The following is a 23,559-nucleotide window of genomic DNA, read 5'->3' on the forward strand; positions in this document are numbered from 1 at the left end:
TAGAAAAAAATAGAATACACACAGTTGTAATCCTAGGCTCAAACCTAGAACTCAGGAAAAATAATGTCAGAACCAAAATTTGTTCACCTACGCGTACACAGTGACTTTTCGATGGTGGATGGCCTATCCAAGGTGCCACCATTAGTTAAAAAAGTCGCTGAAATGGGTATGCCTGCTCTAGCATTGACCGACTTTACCAACCTGTGCGGTTTGGTGAAATTCTACGGTACTGCTCATGGGTGTGGGGTTAAACCAATTATTGGTTCTGACTTCTTGATGCAGTCTCCTGATTTTGGCGATGAATTGACAAAACTCACCGTTATTGCAACGAGTAATAAAGGCTACAACAACCTAACGTTATTAATATCAAAAGCTTACCTTCGTGGCCATGTGCAGCATCAGCCTGTTATTGATAAAGAGTGGCTGATTGAACATGCGGAAGGCCTGATTCTTTTATCGGGTGCAAAAGAAGGTGAGATTGGTAAAGCGTTGCTGAAAGGCAATAGAGAGTTGGTTGCAAGCAGCGTTGAGTTTTACAAAACACATTTCGCAGACCGTTTTTATCTGGAGCTCATTCGAACTGGACGTACGGACGAAGAGTCTTATCTGCACTTTGCGCTGGAATTAGCCGAGCAAGAAGACCTGCCTGTTGTCGCGACTAATGAAGTGGTCTTCATTTCCGAAGACTTGTTTGACGCTCATGAAATCCGTGTGGCGATTCACGACGGCTTTACCATGGTTGATCCACGTCGACCGAAAAACTACAGTCCACAACAGTACCTCCGTAGCGAAGAAGAGATGTGTGAGTTGTTCTCAGATATCCCTGAAGCATTAGAGAACAGCGTTGAGATCGCCAAGCGTTGTAACGTGACTGTACGTTTAGGGGAGTACTTCCTACCTAACTTCCCAACGGAAGGTTTAGCGATTGAAGACTTCCTGATCAAAAAATCAGAAGAAGGTCTTGAGCGACGTTTAGCATTCCTGTTTCCTGATGAAAAAGTCAGAGCTGAACGCAGGCCTGAATACGATGAGCGACTTAAAATCGAGCTAGAAGTAGTTAATAACATGGGTTTCCCAGGTTACTTCTTGATCGTAATGGAGTTCATCCAGTGGTCAAAAGATAATGATGTACCAGTAGGCCCAGGTCGTGGTTCTGGTGCCGGGTCTTTGGTGGCTTACGCGCTTGATATCACGGATCTTGATCCACTTGAATATGACTTGCTGTTCGAACGTTTCTTGAACCCAGAACGTGTATCCATGCCCGATTTCGATATCGACTTCTGTATGGATAAGCGTGACCAAGTTATTGATCACGTGGCTGAAATGTACGGCCGTGATGCCGTTTCTCAGATCATCACCTTCGGTACTATGGCGGCAAAAGCGGTAATCCGTGACGTTGGCCGTGTATTAGGCCACCCATTTGGTTTTGTTGACCGAATTTCTAAGCTGGTTCCGCCTGATCCGGGCATGACGCTAGAGAAAGCATTCCTCGCAGAGCCTGCATTGCCTGAACTTTATGATGGTGATGAAGAAGTTCGTGAGCTGATTGATAAATGTCGAATTCTAGAAGGTTGTACGCGAAACGCAGGTAAGCACGCGGGTGGTGTTGTAATCTCACCGACCACGATTACTGACTTTGCACCTATCTATGCCGATGCGGAAGGTAACTTCCCAGTAACGCAATTCGATAAGAATGACGTAGAAACTGCTGGCTTGGTTAAGTTTGATTTCTTGGGGCTGCGTACACTGACGATCATTGACTGGGCATTAGGCCTAGTAAACCCTCGCTTAGCGAAAGAGGGGAAAGATCCGGTTCGTATCGAGTCGATTCCTCTGGATGATCAAGCGTCATTTAACCTATTACAAAATTCTGAAACCACCGCGGTATTCCAACTGGAATCGCGTGGTATGAAAGATCTGATCAAGCGTCTGCAACCCGACTGTTTTGAAGATATCATCGCATTGGTGGCCTTGTTCCGTCCTGGCCCTCTGCAATCAGGCATGGTAGATAACTTCATCGACCGTAAACACGGACGAGAGGCGGTCTCTTACCCTGATGAAACGTGGCAACACGAATCGCTTAAAGAGACACTAGAACCTACGTACGGCATCATCCTGTATCAAGAACAGGTAATGCAAATCGCTCAGATCCTTGCGGGTTATACGCTTGGTGGAGCCGATATGCTGCGTCGTGCGATGGGTAAGAAAAAGCCTGAAGAGATGGCAAAACAGCGCGGTACCTTCAAAGAAGGTGCTGAAGCCAATGGTGTTGATGGCGAACTGTCCATGAAGATCTTTGACTTGGTAGAGAAGTTTGCGGGCTACGGCTTTAACAAATCTCACTCGGCTGCATACGCACTGGTTTCTTATCAAACACTGTGGTTGAAAACGCACTATCCTGCGGAATTCATGGCGGCAGTAATGACCGCGGATATGGATAACACCGAAAAGGTTATTGGCCTTGTCGATGAGTGTTTCCGCATGAAGCTCAAGCTCCTTCCTCCTGACATCAACTCGGGTCTATACCGCTTTAATGTCGATGAAGATGGCGCGATTGTTTATGGCATTGGTGCGATTAAAGGGGTTGGTGAAGGCCCAATTGAAGCTATTATCGAAGCGCGTAATAAAGGCGGTTACTTTAAAGACTTGTTCGACTTCTGTGCACGACTTGATCTGAAAAAAGTGAACAAGCGTGTTATCGAAAAGTTGATTCTGTCAGGCGCCTTAGATAGATTAGGTCCTCACCGAGCTGCGATGATGGCCTCATTGAAAGATGCGGTTAAGGCGGCAAGCCAACATCACCACGCTGAGTCTTTTGGTCAATCGGATATGTTTGGCGTGTTGACCGACGCTCCGGAAGAAGTAGAACACAAGTATACCCAAGTACCGAAGTGGCCTGAAAAGGTTTGGCTTGAAGGTGAGCGTGAGACGTTAGGTTTGTATTTAACGGGTCACCCGGTTAATGCGTACATTAAAGAGCTCGCGAAATACACCAGCTGTCGCTTGAAAGATGCCACGCCGACACGTCGTGACCAGTCATTAACGATTGCAGGCTTAGTAATTGCTGCTAGGGTAATGACCACGAAGCGCGGAACTCGAATTGGTTTGATGACCCTCGACGACCGATCGGGTCGGATGGAAGTGATGTTGTTCTCGGATGCGCTCGATCGCTACGCAGAATTGCTCGAAAAAGACAAAATTGTGGTTGTTTCTGGACAGGTCAGCTTTGATGATTTCAATGGTGGGCTTAAAATGTCCGCGCGCGAGGTCATGGACTTAGGAAGCGCCCGTGAGAAATATGCTCGTGGGGTGTCGATATCTATCGAGCAATCCCAAATTAACGGTCAATTTTTTGAACGCTTTGGTCAAATCTTAGAACCTTATAGAGCCGGAACGGTCCCAGTCAATGTATACTACCAACGTGCCGACGCTAGAGCGCGGTTAACATTGGGCACAGAATGGCGTGTGACGCCAAGTGATACATTACTAGACGAATTAAAACAGCTGCTTGGAAATAGCCAAGTAGAACTCGAATTTAACTAAAATTTAGCTCCGTAACTGCGGAGCTGAATCAACAAGGATTCATAGATGAGCCTGAACTTTCTAGAATTTGAAAAGCCTATCGCTGAACTTGAAGCAAAAATCGAAGCGCTACGTGACGTTTCGCGTCACGGTGGTGACGCAGCGGTAGATCTAGACAAAGAAATTGAACAACTAGAGAAAAAAAGCTTAGAGCTTAAACAGAAAATCTTTAGTGACTTAGGTGCATGGCAGGTGGCTCAACTTGCTCGTCACCCTCAACGTCCTTACACCAAAGATTACCTGGAGCATGCATTCACAGAGTTTGAAGAGATGGCGGGCGATCGCGCTTACGCTGACGACAAAGCAATTGTGGGTGGTATGGCTCGTCTAAATGGTCGTCCTGTTATGGTTATTGGTCACCAGAAAGGTCGTGAGACTAAAGAGAAAGTGATCCGTAACTTTGGTATGCCAAAGCCAGAAGGTTACCGTAAGGCACTTCGCCTAATGGAAACGGCTGAGCGTTTCAACATGCCAATCATTACTTTCATCGACACAGCGGGTGCTTACCCAGGTGTTGGTGCTGAAGAACGTGGCCAATCTGAAGCGATCGCAAAGAACCTTAAAGTAATGGCTGGTCTTTCAGTTCCAGTTATCTGTAACGTTGTTGGTGAAGGCGGTTCTGGTGGTGCACTAGCAATCGGTGTTGGTGATTACGTGAACATGCTTCAGTACTCTACGTACTCAGTAATCTCTCCAGAAGGTTGTGCTTCAATCCTGTGGCGTGATTCAGATAAAGCGCCACAAGCTGCTGAAGCGATGGGCCTAGTTGCTCCTCGCCTGAAAGAGCTAGAGCTTATCGACGAAATCATTCCTGAGCCTCTAGGTGGCGCGCACCGCGATCCAATACAGACAGCTCAGAACATGAAAGACATGTTAGTTAAGCAGTTAGAAGAGTTAGAGCAATTTGACAACGAAGCACTTCTAGAGCGTCGTTACCAGCGTCTAATGAGCTACGGTTACTGCTGATAAGCGACCTTAGCAAGGTATCAGACCTGCTTTCCGTAACAAGTTGATGAAAGGGTTGGACTCAGTGCCAACCCTTTTTTATTATTAAAACATTCTCCTTTCTCATTAGTACACACGGCTCACTAACCCCATGACTCACTTAATCGAAACTTTTATCTCTGCATTTCAACAAAGCGATCTCAAACCTCGTCGGTTAGTCGTTGCTTTCAGTGGTGGTGTCGATTCTCGAGTGTTATTGGAATTGGCCGCGAAATACGCTAAGTCCCATCACATTGAGTGCTGTGCGGTGCACGTTCATCACGGTCTCAGTAAGAATGCTGATCTTTGGGCTGAGCAATGCCAAACATGGTGTGATGCGTCGTCGGTTCCTTTAGCCATCGAGCGAGTATCTCTAGATATTAACAGCGGAGAAAGTGTTGAAAAGCTGGCTCGAGATGCTCGTTGTGATTCGCTTCAGAAGCACCTTAGTTTTGGTGATGTTCTAATTACAGGCCAACATATTGATGACCAACTTGAAACTTTCTTGCTGGCATTAAAACGTGGCAGTGGTCCGAAAGGACTCTCTTCAATGGCGAAAGTGATGTCGTTTGGCGAAGCGTTTATTGTGAGACCTCTGCTGTCTGTGACTCGATTAGACATCGAAGCGTCGGCTCACGATATGGGGTTAACTTGGGTCGAAGATGAGAGTAATCAGGATCTGCGCTTTGATCGAAATTTCATTCGTCATCAAGTCACTCCGACGTTGACAGAGCGCTGGCCTAGCTTTCGAGAATCGGTCTGTCGCAGTGCTCAATTATGTGCAGAACAAGAGTCGCTACTCGACGAACTGCTTGAGTCTCACTTACAACAAGCTTTGGGAGGCTGTAACAGTAAGAGCCAGAGCTTAAGCATTGATTCGTTATCTCAGCATTCTGATTTGTTACGAGCACGTTTGATCAGAATGTGGCTCAGCCATTGCAATCAACCGATGCCAAGCCAAAAGCAGCTAAAACTTATTTGGGATGAAGTGGCTTGTGCTCAGGCAGATGCCAATCCTAAGCTGGTGTTGAATGATGTTGAGATTAGGCGCTTTAATAATCAGCTCTATTTGGTACAAGACACCAAAGATTTGTCGAGCTGGAAAAGTGAAATCTTGATTGATGAGAATTTATTATTGCCTGATGGTTTAGGTGAGATCCATTTAAAAGCGGTGTCGAGTGGTAGTGCATCTCATAACCGAGATGTACAACGTTTTTCCCTTACTAAAGCCAACGGAACCTTACGAGTGATCTTTAACCCTGAAGGAGTGTCGGCTCACCCAGTTGGTCGTGGTCATAGTCGAAAACTCAAGAAGCTTTTTCAGGAATACCAAGTACCCAGCTGGTTAAGACGTAGAACGCCGATATTAATGGATGGCGATCGAGTGATCGCTGTTTTAGGCCTATTCGTAGATAAAAACTACGAAGGTCAAGATTGTGAAGCGCTTTGGAGCAAGTAGAAAAAGTTTGTGTCACAATTCACCGTCACTTTAATAAAAATAATTAATGGAATATGCAATGAAGAAAATTACACTAGGATTAGTTCTTGGATTTGGACTATTGAGTGGTAACGCTCTGGCGGGTGATGTTGCTGCGGGTCAAGCTAAAGCGGCAATCTGTGCGGCTTGTCATGGCGCAGACGGTATCGCAATGATCCCAGGATATCCAAATCTTAAAGGCCAAAACGAGCAATACATCGCTTCATCAATTAAGGCATATAAGAACGGCCAGCGCACCGGCGGTTTGGCGGCTGTAATGCAGGCTCAGGCTTCAATGCTGAGTGATGAAGATATTGCTAATCTAGCTGCTTACTACTCAAGCCTTAAGTAAAACCTTCTTAAAGCGCTGATTAAACAAGATGATAAATTTCGAGCCAGAGCTTTAATGCTCTGGCTTTTTTCATTGAATGTTTACTATAGCTAACCGATAATGAGCTATTCGCACAGTTTAAGGGATGAACATGAAAAAGATTGAAGCCATTATCAAGCCATTCAAACTTGATGATGTACGTGAAGCACTTGCAGAAGTGGGTATTACGGGTATGACAGTATCTGAAGTTAAAGGCTTTGGACGTCAAAAAGGTCATACTGAGCTATACCGTGGCGCAGAGTACATGGTCGATTTTTTACCTAAAGTGAAATTGGAAATTGTTGTGACCGACGAAGTGGCTGACCAATGTGTTGATACCATTATCGAAACGGCTCAAACAGGTAAAATTGGTGACGGTAAGATCTTCATTACTGAAGTTGAACGTGTGGTACGTATTCGTACTGGCGAAGAAGACGAAGACGCCGTATAAAAAAACTATTACCTTAAAAGGAGCGTTTATCGCTCCTTTTTCATTTCTGGTAGGGTGCTGTATGTTTAAGAAAACCATCATTGTTATCACGCTATTGATAACGCTTGCTGTTGTTAGCTTTCATATTATCTTCGTGATCCCGAATAAACCCAATTTGATCACTTCTTCTCAAAATACTAGCAACGATATCTACAGCTGCTACCAAAACTCAGCCCCGAAAGCGATTGATGTGTCTGATGGCCTAGACATTACCGTGTGGAATATCTATAAGCAAAACCGAAATAATTGGCAAAGTGAGTTAAATCAGCTGTCAGCCGGTAGCGATTTAGTTTTGCTGCAAGAAGCGAGTATGACAGAAGGGCTTCGCCAATGGGTAACGAGTGGTCAATGGGGAAGTACTCGAGTGAATGCATTTGAAGCTTTTGAACAAAGTGCAGGCGTACTCAACCTAGCGACGCATCTACCGATTGAAGCTTGTGCTTATACTCATGAAGAACCTTGGCTTCAATTACCTAAATCTGCACTTTGGTCTCGCTATCTGCTAAGTAATGGCGAAGAACTGGCTGTGATTAATATCCATGCGGTGAACTTTACCTTTGGTACGGAAGATTATGAGGCTCAGCTCAAGAGCTTAACCGACAATCTCCAAAAGTATCGTGGGCCTGTTATTTTTGCTGGGGATTTTAACAGTTGGAGTGAAGCTCGCTTTGCTGTATTGAAAGATGCGTTGGAACAGGTAGGTTTGACGGAAGTTGCTTTTGAACCAGATAACCGTACACAGTTTATGACAGGGTTGGTGCTCGATCATGTGTTCTATCGAGGGTTAGAAGTAGACAAAGCAAAGGCGCCCATTACGGACGCCTCTGATCATAACCCTATGCGAGTGACCTTTAAGGCTAAATAGAAGAAGCTATCTAGCCTATTAGCCTATTAGCCTATTAGTCATTGGATCTTAGCTATTCACCATTCACACTGTGGTTACTTTGGGTAATAAGCAGGGGAATAAATAGGCTAGTGAATTTTCGCTAGCCTTGTTTTTATCTATTCAGCTTAAAAGATTAAAATGTAGAGAGCCCAGATTAGGTAATAGCCAACCCATGGCAAACCAGAGATGACCAGTGCCTGACCACGCTCAAACTCCGTCCAAGTTAATACTGCTGCATAACCCAATACAATGTACCAAGGCAACAAGAGTGGTAATGAGCTGGCAAATTGCGACCAATCATTGGTTAGTGGCAACTTGATTAAGCCGTTTAAGCTGTTCAAGTCGGCCGCGTAGCTCATCACATGCCCGTGCTTGAGTATCAGGCTTGCGTAGCTTGCTACATCGCCTAGAACGGCAGGGAATATCACTACCGATGCGGCTGCAAACCATCGCCAAAAGCTATGTTGGTGTTGGCTTGGCTTTGTTGCTAAGTTAAACCAAAATGCCAACAGAATGATGGTTAACGTACGGCCGAATACATCACTGATGATTTCACTCGCGAGTAGAGTATTACTGTCAAGTAACGCCAATTGGTCAGGGTTTGTTTGAGCCAGTTGCTGTGACAACTCAGCGCTTAACCATGCAAAATCTACATTCGAAAAATAGGCTCCCCAAAATAAGAATGGGCTGAGCATTAATACGACGTAGGGTTGCCATCCCCAAGCACTTCGTTGATAAAGCGCTAAGAAACACGCTGTTGGTGAACGGAATATATCCAACAGCATGACGAGTGGGTTACTTGACGGGTTCATACACTTACCTTAGTTACATCAACATACAGCTTCAGTTTTTGTCCTGGCTGTAGGTATTTCTTGTTCTGCAAAGCGTTCCATTTTACAACATCTGCGCTTTTTACTTTGAACTTTGATGCAATACCGCTGACTGTGTCACCTGATCTTACGTTATAAAAGACAGTTCGGATGATGGCACCGTCTGAACTATTCTTCCAAATGACCAGTTCTTGACCAATTCTAAGAGTGTCACGTGGTCCCATGCCATTCCACTTAGCCAGTGATTGGTGAGATACCTTATTTGCGCGCGCAATCGTCCATAGGCTATCACCACTTTTTACGGTATGGCTAAGCTTATATTGACCACGACTCTTTGACTGTGTGCTTGCTAGGCGATTTGAAGCGCTTAGTGCGTATGTCTTATCGTCTTTGGTTGATGTTGGAATAAATAGGTGCTGACCAACACGAATATTATTGTTGCTCAAACCGTTTGCAGAGCGGATCACTTTGCTGGTGGTGTTGTATTTACTCGCCAGTACGCTGATGCTATCGCCAGATTGCACTTTATAGCGCACCAACTTCATGCCTTTGCCTTTATTGGCTGCCACTTCTTTGTTGAACTTCTCAACAGAGCTTAGAGGAAGCAATAATTGTTGGTGTTTCTCTGGTGCCGTTGCCCACTGGTTATAAGCCGGGTTGTAGCCTTGCAGCTCTTTGACAGGAATGTCGGCGTAGCTTGCGGCAATGGCTAAATCAAGTTGTTCATTTGGGTTAACCAGAGTCAGTACTGCCTTGTTCGGGATCGCAGGGATATCGATGCCATACTTTTCTTGGTTGGCAATCACGTCGGCCAGTGCAAGTAGCTTAGGTACATAGCTGCTGGTCTCTTTTGGTAAGTCTAGAGAGAAGAAGTCGATTGGCTTACCCAGCTTCTTGTTCTTACGGATTGCGCTGTTCACACGACCACCGCCACTGTTGTAGGCAGCGATTGCGTGTTGCCAGTTCCCATCAAAACGTTTGTTCAGGTCGGTTAAGAAATCCAATGCAGCGTCGGTTGAAGCGGCTACGTCACGGCGGCCATCGTACCAGAAGTTTTGTTCTAGTCCGTAAGCTTTGCCAGTACCCGAAATGAACTGCCATAGTCCAGCAGCGCTACCGTGAGAATAAGCAAATGCATCAAACGAGCTTTCAACGACGGGCAACAGGGCCAGCTCCAAAGGCAAGTCTCTTTCTTCAATCTTAGTTGTGATCAAATAAAGGAAAGGTTCAGCGCGTTTTGATACAGTTTTTAGATGACCAGGGTGCTTGAGGTACCAAGTGCGGTAGTAGTCGACTTTCTTTTGGTCCGGCACTTCCATTTCAAGTTGCATCGCAATACGTTTCCAAACATCTTGCTGTGTTTGTGGAGTAACGACGGGTGTTTCAACTTTTGGTTGTTCTTGGATCGCTCCCGATGAAACGTTCGCTTGAGAAACTTCTTTAGTAGGGGAGGTGTTGGTTTGCTCGGAAGCTTGGTCTGGATTCTCTGACTGAGTTAATTGGCAACCAGAAAGTAGTAGTACCAAAGCCCAGCTGTACTTAACTCGCATGTTACAGCCTTTTTAATAAACGGCCGATGATAATACTTGCCACTCCCTATGAGTGACAAGCCTGTATTTGTTAAAATTCGTTCTTCCACGCACGTAAAGCGGTAAAAACCGATAAAGGATCGGTCTGCTCAGTACGATTAGATACTGATTTCACTACACTTGGTTCTGTGTAGCGTAAGAAGGGGTTAACAAACTTTTCTTGTCTTAAATTTGTGGGGATGGTCGACTTATTTTGGGCTCGAAGCCGATTCACTTGGTCGCGGTATTGTTGCAAATGTTGGTTGTCAGGCTCAACAGCCAGTGCAAAAGCGATATTGGCTGCCGTGTATTCATGAGCACAGTAAACCTCGGTTTCTTGTGGGAGTGCTGTGATCTTGTTCAATGCATCAAACATCTGCTGTGGTGTGCCTTCCATGATTCGCCCACAACCAGCTGAAAACAGTACATCGCCACAAAACAGTTTGGCATCACCAACATAACCAATGTGCCCAGCGGTGTGCCCACTGAGCCCTAGCACGAGGAATACTTCGCCAAACAGCTCTAATTGGTCACCGTCATCAACGGGATGCGTTAAGGTCGGGATAGGTTCATTTTTGGGGCCAACGACATCCACGCCAGGGAATTGTCTTACCAGCTCTGGCACGCCACCAATGTGATCGTGGTGGTGGTGCGTAATCAAGATTGCATCTAAAGTTAGCTCATGGTGTGCTAAGTACTCTAATACTGGAGCTGCATCACCAGGGTCGACGACAGCACAACGGCGATCGCTATTTTGAATCAGCCAGATGTAATTGTCGTTAAATGCAGGTATGCTTTTGATATGTAACATTATTGGTTCTCCAGTCACTTTTAGTGAGACAGAATAAGTGAGACAGATTATTGATGAAGCCAGCACGTAGCAGAAAGAAGTTTGAGCGTCCTTATACTTGGGCACAATTGCACAATGGGGACTGGTTGAGAGAATCTATTCAAACTCGACTTGATGAGTGGTGCCCAAAACTATTTGGTTACCATATGCTCAAACTTGGTGGCCTCAGCAGTGAGATTTCTAGCTGCACATGCAACATTCAACATCAAGTAAACCTAGATATCCAGAACCCATTACATAATGTGATAGCAGATGGTTATAATTTACCCTTTTTAGAGAAAAGCTTTGATGTTGTGGTGCTGAGTCATCAGTTAGATTATAGCAACGACCCACACCGGCTATTGAGGGAAGTCGACCGAGTAATGATGGACGATGGCTATATTATTATCACCGGCTTTAACCCTTTTAGTGTGACTGGGCTTGCCAGTTTGATGCCTTGGCGAAAGAACAGCTTGCCATGGAGTGGACGTATGTACACGCCAAACCGAATTAAAGATTGGCTAGGCGTACTTAATTATGAAGTGATTCATTGTGACACCTACGCGTTGTTCCCTATGAGTAAATACCAAGCGATGTGGACGTGGTTGGAGAACAGCTTAGGCAGCTGTGCATCGTTCGCTGGTAGCCAATACTTTATTGTTGCTCGTAAACGTACTTATCCACTTAAGCCTATCAAGCCACATTGGCACCTTAAGCGACGCTTCTCTCCTGTAGGAGCCAGTTTTAGAACCAATACGCGTCGCACCTTGGACTCCGCTAAAACTTCGTATCCGTTAAAAGCAGAAAAAGCCGACTCATAGTCGGCTTTCCATTGCTATATCTGTTTTAGATACTGACATTTCCTTTAAGAAAATGATCAGCTTGGCTGATAGCCCGTATCTTCTTGGGTCGGGTTTTCAGCTGCACTTCGAGCTAAATCATCACACATTTCATTTTCTCGGTGCCCCGCGTGCCCCTTAACCCAGCGCCAATCAACGCTATGGCGCGCCGTCTCTTTGTCGAGTCTTTGCCACAGGTCTGCGTTTTTAACGGGCTTTTTATCGGCTGTTTTCCAATCGCGCTTTTTCCAGTTGTGAATCCACTGGGTGATACCTTGACGCACGTATTGGCTATCTGTGGTCAGAATGACAGAGCAAGGCTCTTTGAGGGCTTGGAGAGCCACAACAGCGGCGAGCATTTCCATGCGGTTATTGGTGGTTAAGGTGAAACCTTCGGCTAACGTCTTCTCTACTTTTTTGTAGCGAAGTACGATGCCGTAGCCGCCAGGACCTGGGTTGCCTAAACAAGAACCATCAGTGAAAATTTCAACTTGTTTCGTCATGATTTGATACTATTACCTCAAGCACATTATCGGCATAGTCTGACACAGTTATCCTTATGAATACCAGTAGCACTCCAGAACAAAGCACGAACGAAAAAAACAGTTCGAATGAAAACAAACGCATCGTTGTACTCGATACCGAAACCACCGGTATGAATACAGAGGGTGGCCCCCACTATATGGGACATCGCATCGTTGAAATTGGTGCAGTAGAGATCATCAACCGTAGGCTGACTGGGCGTCACTTTCACGTCTATATCAAGCCCGATCGTGCGATTCAAGAAGAGGCAATTGGCGTTCACGGTATTACCGATGAATTCTTGATTGATAAACCAGAATACCAAGACATACATAAAGAGTTTCTCGACTTTATTAAAGGTGCGGAGCTGGTGGCTCATAACGCGCCCTTCGATACGGGCTTTATGGATTATGAGTTTGAGAAACTTAACCCTGCGATAGGTAAAACGGATGACTACTGTAAAGTTACCGATACCTTGGCGATGGCGAAGAAGATATTCCCAGGGAAAAGAAACAATCTAGATATCTTATGTGACCGTTATGGTATTGATAACTCACACCGTACTCTTCACGGCGCATTGCTCGATGCGGAGATTCTAGCTGACGTCTACTTATTGATGACAGGTGGGCAAACTTCGCTGCAATTTAACGCTGGCCAACAAGAAGGCGAAGGCGAAAGCATACGAAGAGCAGAAAGTGGTCGAAAATCCCTAAAGGTTTTGCGAGCTACGGCCGATGAAGTAGAAGCGCATCAAAGTCGTTTAGACCTCGTCGAGAAAAGCGGAAGCTGCCTCTGGCGTCAGTAGGGAGAAAGTATGTTAAGGGTATTGGCTACCGGTTGTTTATTGCTCTTGAGCTTTGGCTTACACGCAGCAACAGAATCTGTAATGAGTTTATTGGATAATCGCTTTCGAGTTGATCCCAGCATCGAGCAAGTTACTTTTGTAATCTATCGAGCCGATAATTCTAAACCCGTCGTCTTGGTTCGTCCTGATGGCAAGAAGTATCACGCTTTGCGTCATGCTGATAATGTCCGTTGGTACCAAGAATCGTCAATGGATATTATCTCTATCGACAATCCGATGCCGGGTCCCTGGCAAGCGGTAGGTAAAGTCTCACCTAAAAATAATATCAAACTTTTATCTCATCTGGTTTTAGACGCCAATGAATTTCCAGACAAGTTGTACCAAACCGAACACATTAAATTTACCGCTCGTTTGACATCCGATGGCAAGCCGCTTGTGCTGCGTGACTTTCTTGACCGTGTGAAGCTTAAAGTAACATTCACTAAGTTCGTCGAAAACGAAGAGTCCTTAGTGAGAGAAGCGCGGCCAATTCCGGTTGTCATGGGGGAATTTGCCGATGATGGCGTTGATCTTGACGAAAAAGCTGGAGATGGTGTATTCACGGTATCGTTGCCAATGGACATTGAGCCTGGTAAATATCGAGCTCGAATTACTTCTGGTAATGGTGTGTTCCTGCGAGCGCAAGAGCAAGAGGTCTTGGTTTACCCAACGCCAATCACCACCACCTTCATTCAGTCTCGCAAAGAAGGCTTATCTCATACCGTCGTGGCATCTGGCGAGCCAGGTATGATTGCACCGAGCTCGTTAGCAGCTCACGTTGAGTATAAAGCCCCTGATGGGTATGTGATGTATAAGCAAGGCCAAGCCGAAGCTGATGCGATGAAAGTGTCTTTAACGTTGCCTTATAATGATGATTTGGGAATTTACACTTGGTCGGGGATGGTTTATGCCACCGATGCGTCAAGCCAGCGTCCACTGATCTTCCCGATTACCGAGCAGTCGTACAGCGTTGTTCAAGAGATAGACCTAGCAGAATCTCGACGTCTTCAAGAGGAAGCTCTTGCTGAGCAGAAACGTATTGCTGAAAAATTAATGATTCTTCAAAAAAGAGAAGATGACAGGCAGCGCAGCATAATGATTATAGCGGTAGGTAATGTGGCTGCGATTTTATTGGGCTTACTGATTTGGTTTGTAATACGTAAAATCACAGCGAAGAAGAGAGCGTTACCCGAGATGCAGCTCAAGGCACCTAAGTAACTCGTCTGCATTCCTAGAGTTGTCTTGAGGTTGTTGTCTTGAGTGAGTAAACCTCGAGAGACTAAACTTAGATAGAGCAAGCCTCGAGAGAGTAAGCATTAAAATTTGTGACAATGAAGTGATGAATAAAAAAACGGGACTCATAGGAGTCCCGTTTTTGTTTCTGTCTCTGACCTTAAGCGACGTTATCAATCGATTGTTCTGGGTACTGAGTCTTTGCTGCAAGCTCCTCTGGTGAGAAGTCATCAACGTTAATTGTGTACAGTCTATGTTCCTCAGCGCTAATCAGAAGATTTGCTTCTTCTTGCATTAAGATACCTTTCTCAAGTCCCAGCTGAGCGACAAGGTCGAGTCGTAAGAAAGCACGTTTTTGATGTGTTTCTTTACAAACCTTATCAAACAGAGGTTCAGCTTGAAGAATCACTTCTAGCGCTTTTTCGATCTTGCCTACAGGGTTGTATTCCGTTGCTTCCAAGTATTGGCCACGGCCGATACGAGAGCGTGTTTCGCTTGGTGTTTGTAGGATGTGCGCGACTTGGCTATCCAGTTTGTCGTTTGGCGCACGACGGATACGACCAAATGGCATTAACACAACGCGAAGTAGTCGACCAATCACAGGGTTAGGGAAGTTCGCCAAGAACTCATCAATCGCGACTTCAGTTTGACGCAAGCTGTCTTGCATACCCCAATGGACTAATGGGAGATCTTCAGCATGGCTACCTTCGCTTTCAAAGCGCTTAAGTGTTGCTGAACCTAGGTAGAGTTGACTCAGGATATCCCCCAGTCTTGCTGACAGGCGCTCTCTGCGTTTCAGTGAACCGCCTAATACAGCCATTGAAATATCAGACAGTAGCGCTAGGTTAGCACTGTAGCGGTTCAGCTGTTGGTAGTAACGCTGTGTCTGCTTATTCGTTTTATTGGATGGTGTTGGAGCATCTGAACCACGACCGTCGGTTAAACCAAACCACAAGCTGCGGACTAGGTTACTCATAGTAAAGCTAACGTGTCCTGCTAATGCTGAATCAAACTTATCAAGTGCATCGCTGCTTTCCGAATAAGCCGCTTCCATTTCGTTCAGAACATAAGGGTGGCAGCGAATCGCGCCTTGACCATAGATGATCATTGAACGAGTCAGGATGTTTGCGCCTTCAACCGTAATTGCAATTGGTGAGCCTTGATAACCACGAGCGAGGAAGTTCGATGGGCCTAAGCAAATGCCTTTACCGCCGACGATATCCATCGCATCGATGATGCTGCGTTGGCCACGGTGAGTACAGTGGTACTTCACGATTGCTGAGATAACCGAAGGCTTTTCACCAAGATCGATACCCGCAACCGTCAGGTTACTTGCTGCATCCATTACATAGGCGTTACCTGCTAGACGTGCCAGTGGCTCTTCAACCCCTTCCATGCTACCAATGGGTTGTTTGAATTGACGACGAATACGAGCGTAAGCACCAGTTGCTAATGCTGCAGATTTAATACCACCGGTTGAGTTTGAAGGCAGTGTGATACCACGACCAACCGACAGACATTCAACCAACATACGCCAGCCTTGTCCTGCCATTTTCTGGCCGCCGATGATGAAATCGATAGGCACGAAGATGTCATCACCTTGAGTCGGACCATTTTGGAAAGGCACGTTGAGTGGGAAGTGGCGGTTACCAATCTCTACGCCTTTTAAATCGGTAGGGATAAGAGCACAGGTGATGCCAAGATCTTGTTTGTCACCAAGCAGACCTTCTGGGTCTCTCAGTTTAAAGGCTAAGCCTAAAACGGTCGCGACAGGCGCTAGAGTGATGTAACGTTTGTTCCAAGTTAGGCGCATGCCCAATACTTCTTCGCCTTGCCATTGACCTTTACACACCACGCCGTAATCTGGGATTGAGCCAGCATCTGAGCCGGCTTCTGGACTGGTCAGTGCGAAACAAGGGATTTCTTTACCTTCAGCTAGGCGTGGCAGGTAATGGTTTCTTTGATCTTCTGTACCGTAGTGCTGCAATAGCTCACCAGGACCTAGTGAGTTAGGTACGCCAACGGTTGAGGATAATACGCTCGAAACACCCGTTAGTTTCTGTAGAACTAAAGACTGAGCGTAAGCTGAGAATTCTAAACCGCCGTATTTTTTCTTGATGATCATGGCGAAGAATTTATGGTCTTTCAGGTACTGCCAAACTTCTGGTGGCAAATCGGCAAGTTCATGTGTCACTTGATAATCGTTGACCATCTCACATACTGTATTTACTGGGCCATCTAAAAACGCTTGTTCCGCCTCAGAAAGTTTTGGATCCGCAATGTTTTGAAGCTTCTTCCACTCAGGCTTGCCTTTGAACAGCTCTGCTTCCCACCATACAGTGCCTGCTTCTAATGCCTCTTTTTCCGTCTGAGACATTGCTGGTAGAACCTTCTTAAACAAAGAAAGTGCTTTTTGACTAATGAGGGTCTGGCGAATTGCTGGTACAGCAAAGATCGCTATGGCCAATAGATAACAAAGCCAACCAGTGACTGCCACGCTGCCAAACAGGGTTAATGCTACCATTGCGCCGGTTAACACAATTAACGCACGGACCAGGCTAACTCTATGGTAAAGACAGACGCCTAAGATGGCTGTCATGCCGAGTAGGGAGAGCAATATGTTCATGATCGATTTCCTTTTCAGAGATCACTTATTGTTATTAAGTTTAGGTAAGAGGTCTAATCAGTCAAGTGTAAGCAAAATATTAAATATTTGTAAAACTCCAAAGTGAATAAAAAGTGATCTCAATAGAGTTAAAGTTCTAATTGTGAGAGGTTGGTGGTGAATATTTGGACGGATCGACAATGAGAGGTTAGGGGCTGTTGATCTTCGTGGTTCAATTTTGTTCGAGATAAAATCGTTTTAGGCGCGGCGAAGAGTATGTAGCCTAGTCATTCTAAGCAATTATTCTTCAACAAAGCATAAAACGATTTTAGCCGAACCCTTCGGGCAGCCTTTGTGGTTCATTTCTACTGCGTTATTGGCTTTTCATGTAGGCTAGCTACACGTCAAAGCCTCTGCCTTGTATAAATTTCCCACAAAGATCTGCAAAAATCAGCTCGAAAGGTCAACAGACCCTAATAAAGGTGGCAATCTTTGGGCTTAAGTGTCGACACTATTTCATGTTTGTGGGTAAACTCAGTTATAAAGAGGGGAAAACCCTCAATTCTCATTTCACGCACTTTAAGTTGCGTCAAAAAACATAAGAGATAAGCCAAATGTACCAAGACCTAATCAAAAGTGAATTGAACGAAGCTGCTGACGTTCTGAACAAGTTCTTGAGTGATGACCATAACATTGCTCAAATTGAAGCTGCTGCAAAAATGATTGCAGATTCATTCAAGCAAGAAGGCAAAGTGCTTTCTTGTGGTAACGGTGGTTCACACTGTGATGCAATGCATTTCGCGGAAGAGCTAACAGGCCGATACCGCGAAAATCGCCCAGGCTTTGCTGGTATTGCGATTTCAGATCCGAGTCACCTGTCTTGCGTGAGTAACGACTTTGGCTACGACCACGTATTTTCTCGTTATGTAGAAGCCGTCGGTCGTAAAGGCGATGTGTTGTTTGGTTTGTCGACTTCAGGTAACTCTGGCAACATCCTAAAAGCGATTGAAGCTGCTCAAGCTAAAGGGATGAAAACCATTGCGCTGACCGGTAAAGATGGCGGTAAAATGGCAGGTTGTGCTGATATCGAAATCCGAGTCCCACACTTTGGCTACGCTGATCGCATCCAAGAGATTCACATTAAGATCATCCACATTGTGATTCAGCTTGTTGAAAAAGAAATGGAATAATAGTTTTACAGATATTTGGAGCCTAGGTTTGTGGCTCCATTGGTTTAAATAGGGAGTAGATTAAACCATGTGTGAATTGCTCGGTATGAGCGCGAATGTGCCAACTGATATTTGTTTTAGCTTTACTGGCCTTATGCAGCGTGGAGGCAACACTGGTCCACATCGTGATGGCTGGGGTATTACTTTCTATGAGGGGAAGGGTTTTCGTACATTTAAAGACCCTAATCCTAGTTGTGAATCAAAGATCGCTGAGCTGGTTCAAAACTACCCAATTAAGAGCCAAGCTGTTGTCAGTCATATCCGTCAAGCTAACCGCGGTGGCGTTAATCTAGAAAATACTCACCCTTTCACTCGTGAGCTTTGGGGACGATACTGGACCTTTGCTCACAATGGTCAACTAACGGATTATGATGATCTGATTAGTGGTCGATTCAGACCTGTCGGTGAGACGGACAGCGAACTCTCTTTCTGCTGGTTGTTGAAACAACTTGAAGACCGTTTTCCTGAACCTCCTCAAGATATGGAAGGTATGTTTCGCTTTGTCGCTGAGTGCTGTGACCAGTTACGAGAGAAAGGTGTTTTCAATATGTTGCTCAGTGACGGTGAGTACGTGATGAACTATTGTACGAACCATTTATACTGGATAACAAGACGCGCTCCTTTTGGTAACGCGAGCCTGATTGATGAAGATGTTGAGATTAACTTCCAAGAAGAAACTACGCCCAATGATGTGGTAACCGTCGTTGCAACTCAGCCTCTAACAGATAATGAAGAGTGGTTTAGAATGAAGCCGGGTGAGTACGCACTGTTTCATTTTGGTGAGTTAATTGGCAACAACCACCAAGCGTTGGAAGATGTCGCTTATGCTCCGAAGAAGGTGGCAAGCCAAGCGCCTACTGAACCATTGAGCTAATCTAGTCGATACTATTATTTGTCCTGATTAAAAAAGGCCGCTTACTGTACTAATAAGTCAGTGAGCGGCCTTTTTGTTTTCTGTTTTTTAAGGCTTATTCTTCCGTGATTTACTCTGGGAGAACAACCTTATTAATTACTCTTCTGCGTAACCGTGTGTACCTAATGTTTCACCGTCTAAGACAGCCTTCCCGTTTACCATCGATAAACGATCTTCAGCAAACCATTTACAAACCATCGGGTAAATACAGTGCTCTTGAGTCAGTACTCGGCTTGCTAACATGTCAGCATCATCATCTTCAAATACCGGCACCTTGGCTTGCAAGATTACAGGGCCACCATCAAGTTCTTCGGTAACAAAGTGGACGCTTGTACCGTGCTCTTTGTCTTGTGCATCAATGGCACGCTGGTGGGTGTGTAGGCCTGGGTATTTAGGTAACAGGGAAGGGTGGATGTTGACCATTTTACCAGCATAGTGACGAACAAATTCTGAACTCAAGATACGCATGTATCCCGCAAGTACGATTAAATCGGGTTGGTAAGCATCGATCTGAATCATCAATTCATGATCGAACTCTTCACGTGAACCATAGTTTTTTGGGTTCACAGAATGTGCGTCAACACCTGCTGATTTTGCTCTCTCTAGACCAAAAGCCTCTGCTTTGTTTGAGAAGACAGCTTTAACTGAAGCATCAATCATATTGCTATCGCAGGCGTCCAAAATTGCTTGCAAGTTACTTCCGCTTCCTGAAACTAAAACGACGATGTTTTTCTTAGAGTGACTGTTATTCATAGAATGGCTGTTTTTCATAGAGTGGGTCATGCGATTGATTAACTGAACTGTTTACAATGTACCTACATAAACTAAGGTTTTCTGTGGGCCAAATAGCAAAATGAGGACCATAAGGTCCTCATTGATTAACTAAGTAAGTGAGCGTATCACTTATTTGATTTCAACTTGCTCTTCGCCAGCTTCAGCGTTTGCGATCTCACCGATAACCCAAGCGTTTTCGCCTTCGGCTTTCAGCAGTTCAACCGCAGCGTCTGCTTGATCTTTAGGTAGAGCAACAACTAGGCCTACACCACAGTTGAAAGTGCGGTACATTTCAAATGTCTCCACGTTACCTTTCTCTTGTAGCCAGTTGAAGATAGCAGGCCATTCCCAGCTCTTGCCATCAATCACTGCTTTAGTACCTTCAGGAAGTACGCGTGGGATGTTTTCCCAGAAACCACCACCTGTGATGTGCGAGATAGCATGAATGTCATGCTCTGCAATCATCTTAAGTGCCGATTTGATGTAAATCTTAGTCGGTTCTAGTAGGTGTTCACCGATAGTGCGACCTTCTAGCTCTTCACTCTTATCAGCACCAGAAACTTCTAGAACTTTACGAATCAAAGAGTAACCATTTGAGTGTGGACCACTTGAGCCAACAGCGATAAGTGCGTCGCCTGCAGCTACTTTAGTACCGTCGATGATGTCAGCTTTTTCTACAACACCAACACAGAAGCCGGCTACATCGTAGTCGTCGCCTTCGTACATACCTGGCATTTCAGCAGTTTCACCGCCGATGAGTGCACAACCTGCTTGAACACAGCCTTCAGCAATACCAGAAACAACATCTGCTGCTGTATCTACATCTAGCTTACCTGTTGCGTAGTAGTCTAGGAAGAATAGCGGTTCACCACCTTGAACGATTAAGTCGTTCACACACATTGCCACTAGGTCGATACCAATGGTGTCGTGTTTTTTCAGATCCAAAGCAAGGCGAAGTTTAGTACCAACACCATCAGTACCTGAAACAAGTACCGGCTCTTTGTATTTCGTTGGAAGTTCACATAGGGCGCCAAAGCCACCAATACCGCCCATTACTTCAGGGCGACGAGTGCGTTTAACAGCACCTTTAATACGGTCTACTAGTGCATTACCTGCGTCGATATCAACACCAGCGTCTTTGTAGCTTAGAGAAGAAGTATTACCACTCACGGGATAGTCCTCGAACTTAAGTTGGATGTGAAAACGGCGCTATTCTAACAGGGCTTGATTACGAAGAGCAAACGTTTGCGCGGTTTTTTTTATTAGAATAAAGATTCTGAAATAACCCCACAGTTCGTGTATAATCTACAGGTTTGTTTAAATATTGCCGGAGTTGGAAATGAAAGTTGTTGAAGTGAAACACCCGCTAGTAAAACATAAAATTGGCCTGATGCGTGAAGGTGACATTAGTACTAAGCGTTTTCGTGAGCTAGCGACAGAAGTGGGTAGCCTTCTAACATACGAAGCGACATCAGACTTTGAAACTGAACGTGTAACTATTGATGGTTGGAACGGCCCAGTAGAAGTTGACCAAATTAAAGGTAAAAAGGTAACAGTAGTGCCAATCCTACGTGCAGGTCTAGGCATGATGGATGGTGTTTTAGAGCATATGCCAAGTGCTCGAATCAGTGTCGTGGGTATCTACCGTGACGAAGAAACATTAGAGCCTGTACCATACTTCAACAAGCTAGCATCGAACATTGATGAGCGTATTGCTCTAGTGGTTGATCCAATGTTAGCAACTGGCGGTTCTATGATTGCAACTCTTGACCTTCTAAAAGAGCAAGGCTGTAAAGTATTTAAAGTACTGGTACTTGTTGCTGCCCCTGAAGGTATCGCTGCACTAGAAAAAGCGCACCCAGATGTTGAGCTTTACACTGCTGCAATCGATGAGAAGCTAAACGACAAGGGCTACATTGTTCCTGGTCTTGGCGATGCTGGTGATAAGATCTTCGGTACTAAGTAATTCGGTTTCAGCTTAAGTTACGCTAAACCGTTTCTTAACTCGCTGAATTAGCCGTATTAATAAAAAGGGAGAGCATTCGATGCTCTCCCTTTTTTGATCTTGCTAGCTTGTGATGCTCTTAATTGAGCCTCACAAGTCTCTACAGTTTGTTGACTTGCAGTTAGTCGATTTGGGCTTTGTCTACTACGGTGTTGTCGCCTAGCTCTTCAGGAAGGACTAGGTTCAGTAGAATAGCAACGATACCGCATAAGCTTACGCCTTGCAGGCTAAAGTCGCCGATGCCAAATGCCATGCCGCCAATACCGAAGACCAAAGTAATGCCGACAATCACAAGGTTGCGTGATTTGTGTAGGTCAACTTTGTTCTGAATTAGAGTATTCAAGCCTACCGTTGCGATTGAACCAAACAGTAGAATCATGATGCCGCCCATCACAGGAACTGGGATCGTTTGTAATAGAGCGCCTAGCTTACCTACTAATGCTAGAACAATCGCTGTTACTGCAGCCCAAGTCATGATCACTGGATTGAATGCTTTGGTCAGCATTACAGCCCCCGTTACTTCACTGTAGGTTGTATTTGGTGGAGCACCCAACATAGAAGCAGCAATCGTTGCCACGCCGTCACCAGTTATTGTGCGGTGTAAACCTGGCTTCTTAAGGTAGTCTTTACCGGTTACATTCGAAATAGCAAGCATGTCGCCAACGTGCTCAACAGCAGGTGCAATTGCTACAAATACCATAAAGAAGATAGCGTTGATGTTGAACTCTGGCGCTGTGAAGTTAGGTAGAGCTAACCAAGCGGCCTGAGCGACAGGGGTAAAATCAACGACACCGTATACTAAGCTCGTCACATAACCCGCAACAATACCGCCGAAGATCGGCAGCAGCTTAAGAAAGCCTTTCGAGAAAACACTGATGACAATCGTCACAAGTAATGATATCGATGAAATCCATAATGCTGCGTCTGCATCAATAAGTTGAACCGCACCATCGCCTGTTTTACCTAGCGCCATGTTTACCGCAACAGGCGCAAGACCTAAGCCGATCACCATGATTACAGGGCCAACTACGACTGGTGGAAGCAGTTTGTGGATAAAGGCTACACCACGTACCTTAATTAAGGCACCCATTAATACATACACAACACCTGCTGCCATAAGGCCGCCCATGGTTGCACCTACACCCCAAGTTTGAATGCCAAACATGATAGGTGCGATGAATGCAAAAGAAGACGCAAGGAAAATAGGTACTGAACGGCGTGTAATAAGTTGGAATAAAAGGGTACCGATACCTGCCCCAAAGAGCGCTACGTTGGGATCAAGGCCTGTCAGCAGGGGCACCAGTACAAGTGCACCAAAAGCGACAAATAGCATTTGCGCACCTTGCAGAGCATTTTTCATGTTATGTCCTTAAAAATGGTCGTTATATGAAAAGCGAAAAATAAAATTCGCGGGATTCTATCACTTGGCAATCGGTTGCTATGTCAGATAGATCAAATTTATTTATATTAGTTATGTTTATCTCTATCAAAATAAGAAAAATTCAGTTTACAAGTGAACGATTTATCATGGTCAGGTGATATTTTGTGGTTATTAAACACAGTGGGTGCTAACGACCTT

20 protein-coding genes are annotated in these 23,559 nt (G+C 45.1%); 12 read left to right on the plus strand and 8 right to left on the minus strand.

What is annotated here, in order from left to right:
- The first annotated feature begins 63 nt into the window (after positions 1-63).
- The 6 genes from dnaE to ACED60_RS04315 all read left to right on the plus strand — a co-directional run bounded on the left by dnaE (position 64) and on the right by ACED60_RS04315 (position 7,768).
- Complete coding sequence (gene dnaE / locus ACED60_RS04290) at positions 64-3,543, plus strand: DNA polymerase III subunit alpha (protein ID WP_371727000.1); 3,480 nt, start codon at positions 64-66, stop codon at positions 3,541-3,543.
- Between the two features lie 45 nt (positions 3,544-3,588).
- Entirely contained in the window at positions 3,589-4,548 is a 960-nt protein-coding gene (gene accA, locus ACED60_RS04295; RefSeq protein ID WP_017096819.1) for an acetyl-CoA carboxylase carboxyl transferase subunit alpha, read from the plus strand.
- Positions 4,549-4,678: 130 nt separating this feature from the next.
- Positions 4,679-6,025 carry a tRNA lysidine(34) synthetase TilS gene (gene tilS, locus ACED60_RS04300; RefSeq protein ID WP_371727001.1) on the plus strand — a complete coding sequence of 449 codons (1,347 nt, stop codon included), beginning with the start codon at positions 4,679-4,681 and terminating at the stop codon, positions 6,023-6,025.
- 46 nt (positions 6,026-6,071) lie between these two features.
- Positions 6,072-6,395, plus strand: coding sequence for a cytochrome c (locus ACED60_RS04305; RefSeq protein ID WP_012604592.1), 324 nt, complete (start codon positions 6,072-6,074; stop codon positions 6,393-6,395).
- 130 nt (positions 6,396-6,525) lie between these two features.
- On the plus strand, positions 6,526-6,864 hold the full coding sequence (gene glnB, locus ACED60_RS04310; protein WP_017063373.1) for a nitrogen regulatory protein P-II: 339 nt from the start codon (positions 6,526-6,528) through the stop codon (positions 6,862-6,864).
- A 61-nt stretch (positions 6,865-6,925) separates the two neighbouring features.
- Entirely contained in the window at positions 6,926-7,768 is an 843-nt protein-coding gene (locus tag ACED60_RS04315; RefSeq protein WP_009847399.1) for an endonuclease/exonuclease/phosphatase family protein, read from the plus strand.
- 146 nt (positions 7,769-7,914) lie between these two features.
- Here ACED60_RS04315 and ACED60_RS04320 read toward each other — a convergent pair whose 3' ends face one another.
- The 3 genes from ACED60_RS04320 to gloB all read right to left on the minus strand — a co-directional run bounded on the left by ACED60_RS04320 (position 7,915) and on the right by gloB (position 10,998).
- Entirely contained in the window at positions 7,915-8,601 is a 687-nt protein-coding gene (locus tag ACED60_RS04320) for a YIP1 family protein (protein WP_009847398.1), read from the minus strand.
- Entirely contained in the window at positions 8,598-10,169 is a 1,572-nt protein-coding gene (locus tag ACED60_RS04325) for a LysM peptidoglycan-binding domain-containing protein (protein ID WP_017103656.1), read from the minus strand. The genes ACED60_RS04320 and ACED60_RS04325 overlap by 4 nt, the downstream gene beginning before the upstream one ends.
- Before the next feature lie 70 nt (positions 10,170-10,239).
- Complete coding sequence (gene gloB / locus ACED60_RS04330; RefSeq protein WP_009847396.1) at positions 10,240-10,998, minus strand: hydroxyacylglutathione hydrolase; 759 nt, start codon at positions 10,996-10,998, stop codon at positions 10,240-10,242.
- Between the two features lie 53 nt (positions 10,999-11,051).
- On the opposite strand from gloB, the gene ACED60_RS04335 reads away from it, so the two are divergent.
- Positions 11,052-11,837 (plus strand): class I SAM-dependent methyltransferase, encoded by a 786-nt coding sequence (locus ACED60_RS04335; RefSeq protein ID WP_009847395.1) that lies wholly within the window; start codon positions 11,052-11,054, stop codon positions 11,835-11,837.
- Between the two features lie 56 nt (positions 11,838-11,893).
- Here the strand turns inward: ACED60_RS04335 and rnhA are convergent, their stop codons facing one another.
- Entirely contained in the window at positions 11,894-12,358 is a 465-nt protein-coding gene (rnhA, locus tag ACED60_RS04340; protein WP_009847394.1) for a ribonuclease HI, read from the minus strand.
- A gap of 56 nt (positions 12,359-12,414) precedes the next feature.
- Here rnhA and dnaQ point away from each other — a divergent pair, with 56 nt between their 5' ends.
- Entirely contained in the window at positions 12,415-13,182 is a 768-nt protein-coding gene (dnaQ, locus tag ACED60_RS04345) for a DNA polymerase III subunit epsilon (RefSeq protein ID WP_009847393.1), read from the plus strand.
- A gap of 9 nt (positions 13,183-13,191) precedes the next feature.
- Positions 13,192-14,439, plus strand: a complete 1,248-nt coding sequence (locus ACED60_RS04350; protein ID WP_371727002.1) for a TIGR03503 family protein — start codon at positions 13,192-13,194, stop codon at positions 14,437-14,439.
- Positions 14,440-14,614: 175 nt separating this feature from the next.
- On the opposite strand, the gene fadE is transcribed toward ACED60_RS04350, so the two are convergent.
- Entirely contained in the window at positions 14,615-17,080 is a 2,466-nt protein-coding gene (fadE, locus tag ACED60_RS04355) for an acyl-CoA dehydrogenase FadE (protein WP_371727003.1), read from the minus strand.
- Positions 17,081-17,673: 593 nt separating this feature from the next.
- Here fadE and lpcA point away from each other — a divergent pair.
- Both lpcA and ACED60_RS04365 read left to right on the plus strand, forming a co-directional pair.
- Positions 17,674-18,249: a D-sedoheptulose 7-phosphate isomerase gene (lpcA, locus tag ACED60_RS04360; protein WP_009847390.1), complete on the plus strand. Its 576-nt coding sequence runs from the start codon at positions 17,674-17,676 to the stop codon at positions 18,247-18,249.
- Positions 18,250-18,316: 67 nt separating this feature from the next.
- Complete coding sequence (locus ACED60_RS04365; protein ID WP_009847389.1) at positions 18,317-19,162, plus strand: class II glutamine amidotransferase; 846 nt, start codon at positions 18,317-18,319, stop codon at positions 19,160-19,162.
- A 135-nt stretch (positions 19,163-19,297) separates the two neighbouring features.
- On the opposite strand, the gene purN is transcribed toward ACED60_RS04365, so the two are convergent.
- Both purN and purM read right to left on the minus strand, forming a co-directional pair.
- The gene (gene purN, locus ACED60_RS04370) at positions 19,298-19,984 is read right to left on the minus strand and encodes a phosphoribosylglycinamide formyltransferase (protein WP_086017870.1); all 687 of its coding nucleotides are present in this window, start codon (positions 19,982-19,984) and stop codon (positions 19,298-19,300) included.
- A gap of 120 nt (positions 19,985-20,104) precedes the next feature.
- The gene (gene purM, locus ACED60_RS04375) at positions 20,105-21,145 is read right to left on the minus strand and encodes a phosphoribosylformylglycinamidine cyclo-ligase (RefSeq protein ID WP_008222945.1); all 1,041 of its coding nucleotides are present in this window, start codon (positions 21,143-21,145) and stop codon (positions 20,105-20,107) included.
- Positions 21,146-21,314: 169 nt separating this feature from the next.
- Between purM and upp the strand changes: the two genes are divergently transcribed.
- Positions 21,315-21,941, plus strand: a complete 627-nt coding sequence (upp, locus tag ACED60_RS04380) for a uracil phosphoribosyltransferase (protein WP_009847387.1) — start codon at positions 21,315-21,317, stop codon at positions 21,939-21,941.
- Between the two features lie 160 nt (positions 21,942-22,101).
- Here the strand turns inward: upp and ACED60_RS04385 are convergent, their stop codons facing one another.
- On the minus strand, positions 22,102-23,340 hold the full coding sequence (locus ACED60_RS04385) for a uracil-xanthine permease family protein (protein WP_004734317.1): 1,239 nt from the start codon (positions 23,338-23,340) through the stop codon (positions 22,102-22,104).
- Positions 23,341-23,559 lie beyond the last annotated feature (219 nt).

Source organism: Vibrio sp. 1F279, assembly GCF_041439815.1.
Lineage (GTDB): Bacteria > Pseudomonadota > Gammaproteobacteria > Enterobacterales > Vibrionaceae > Vibrio > Vibrio tasmaniensis_A.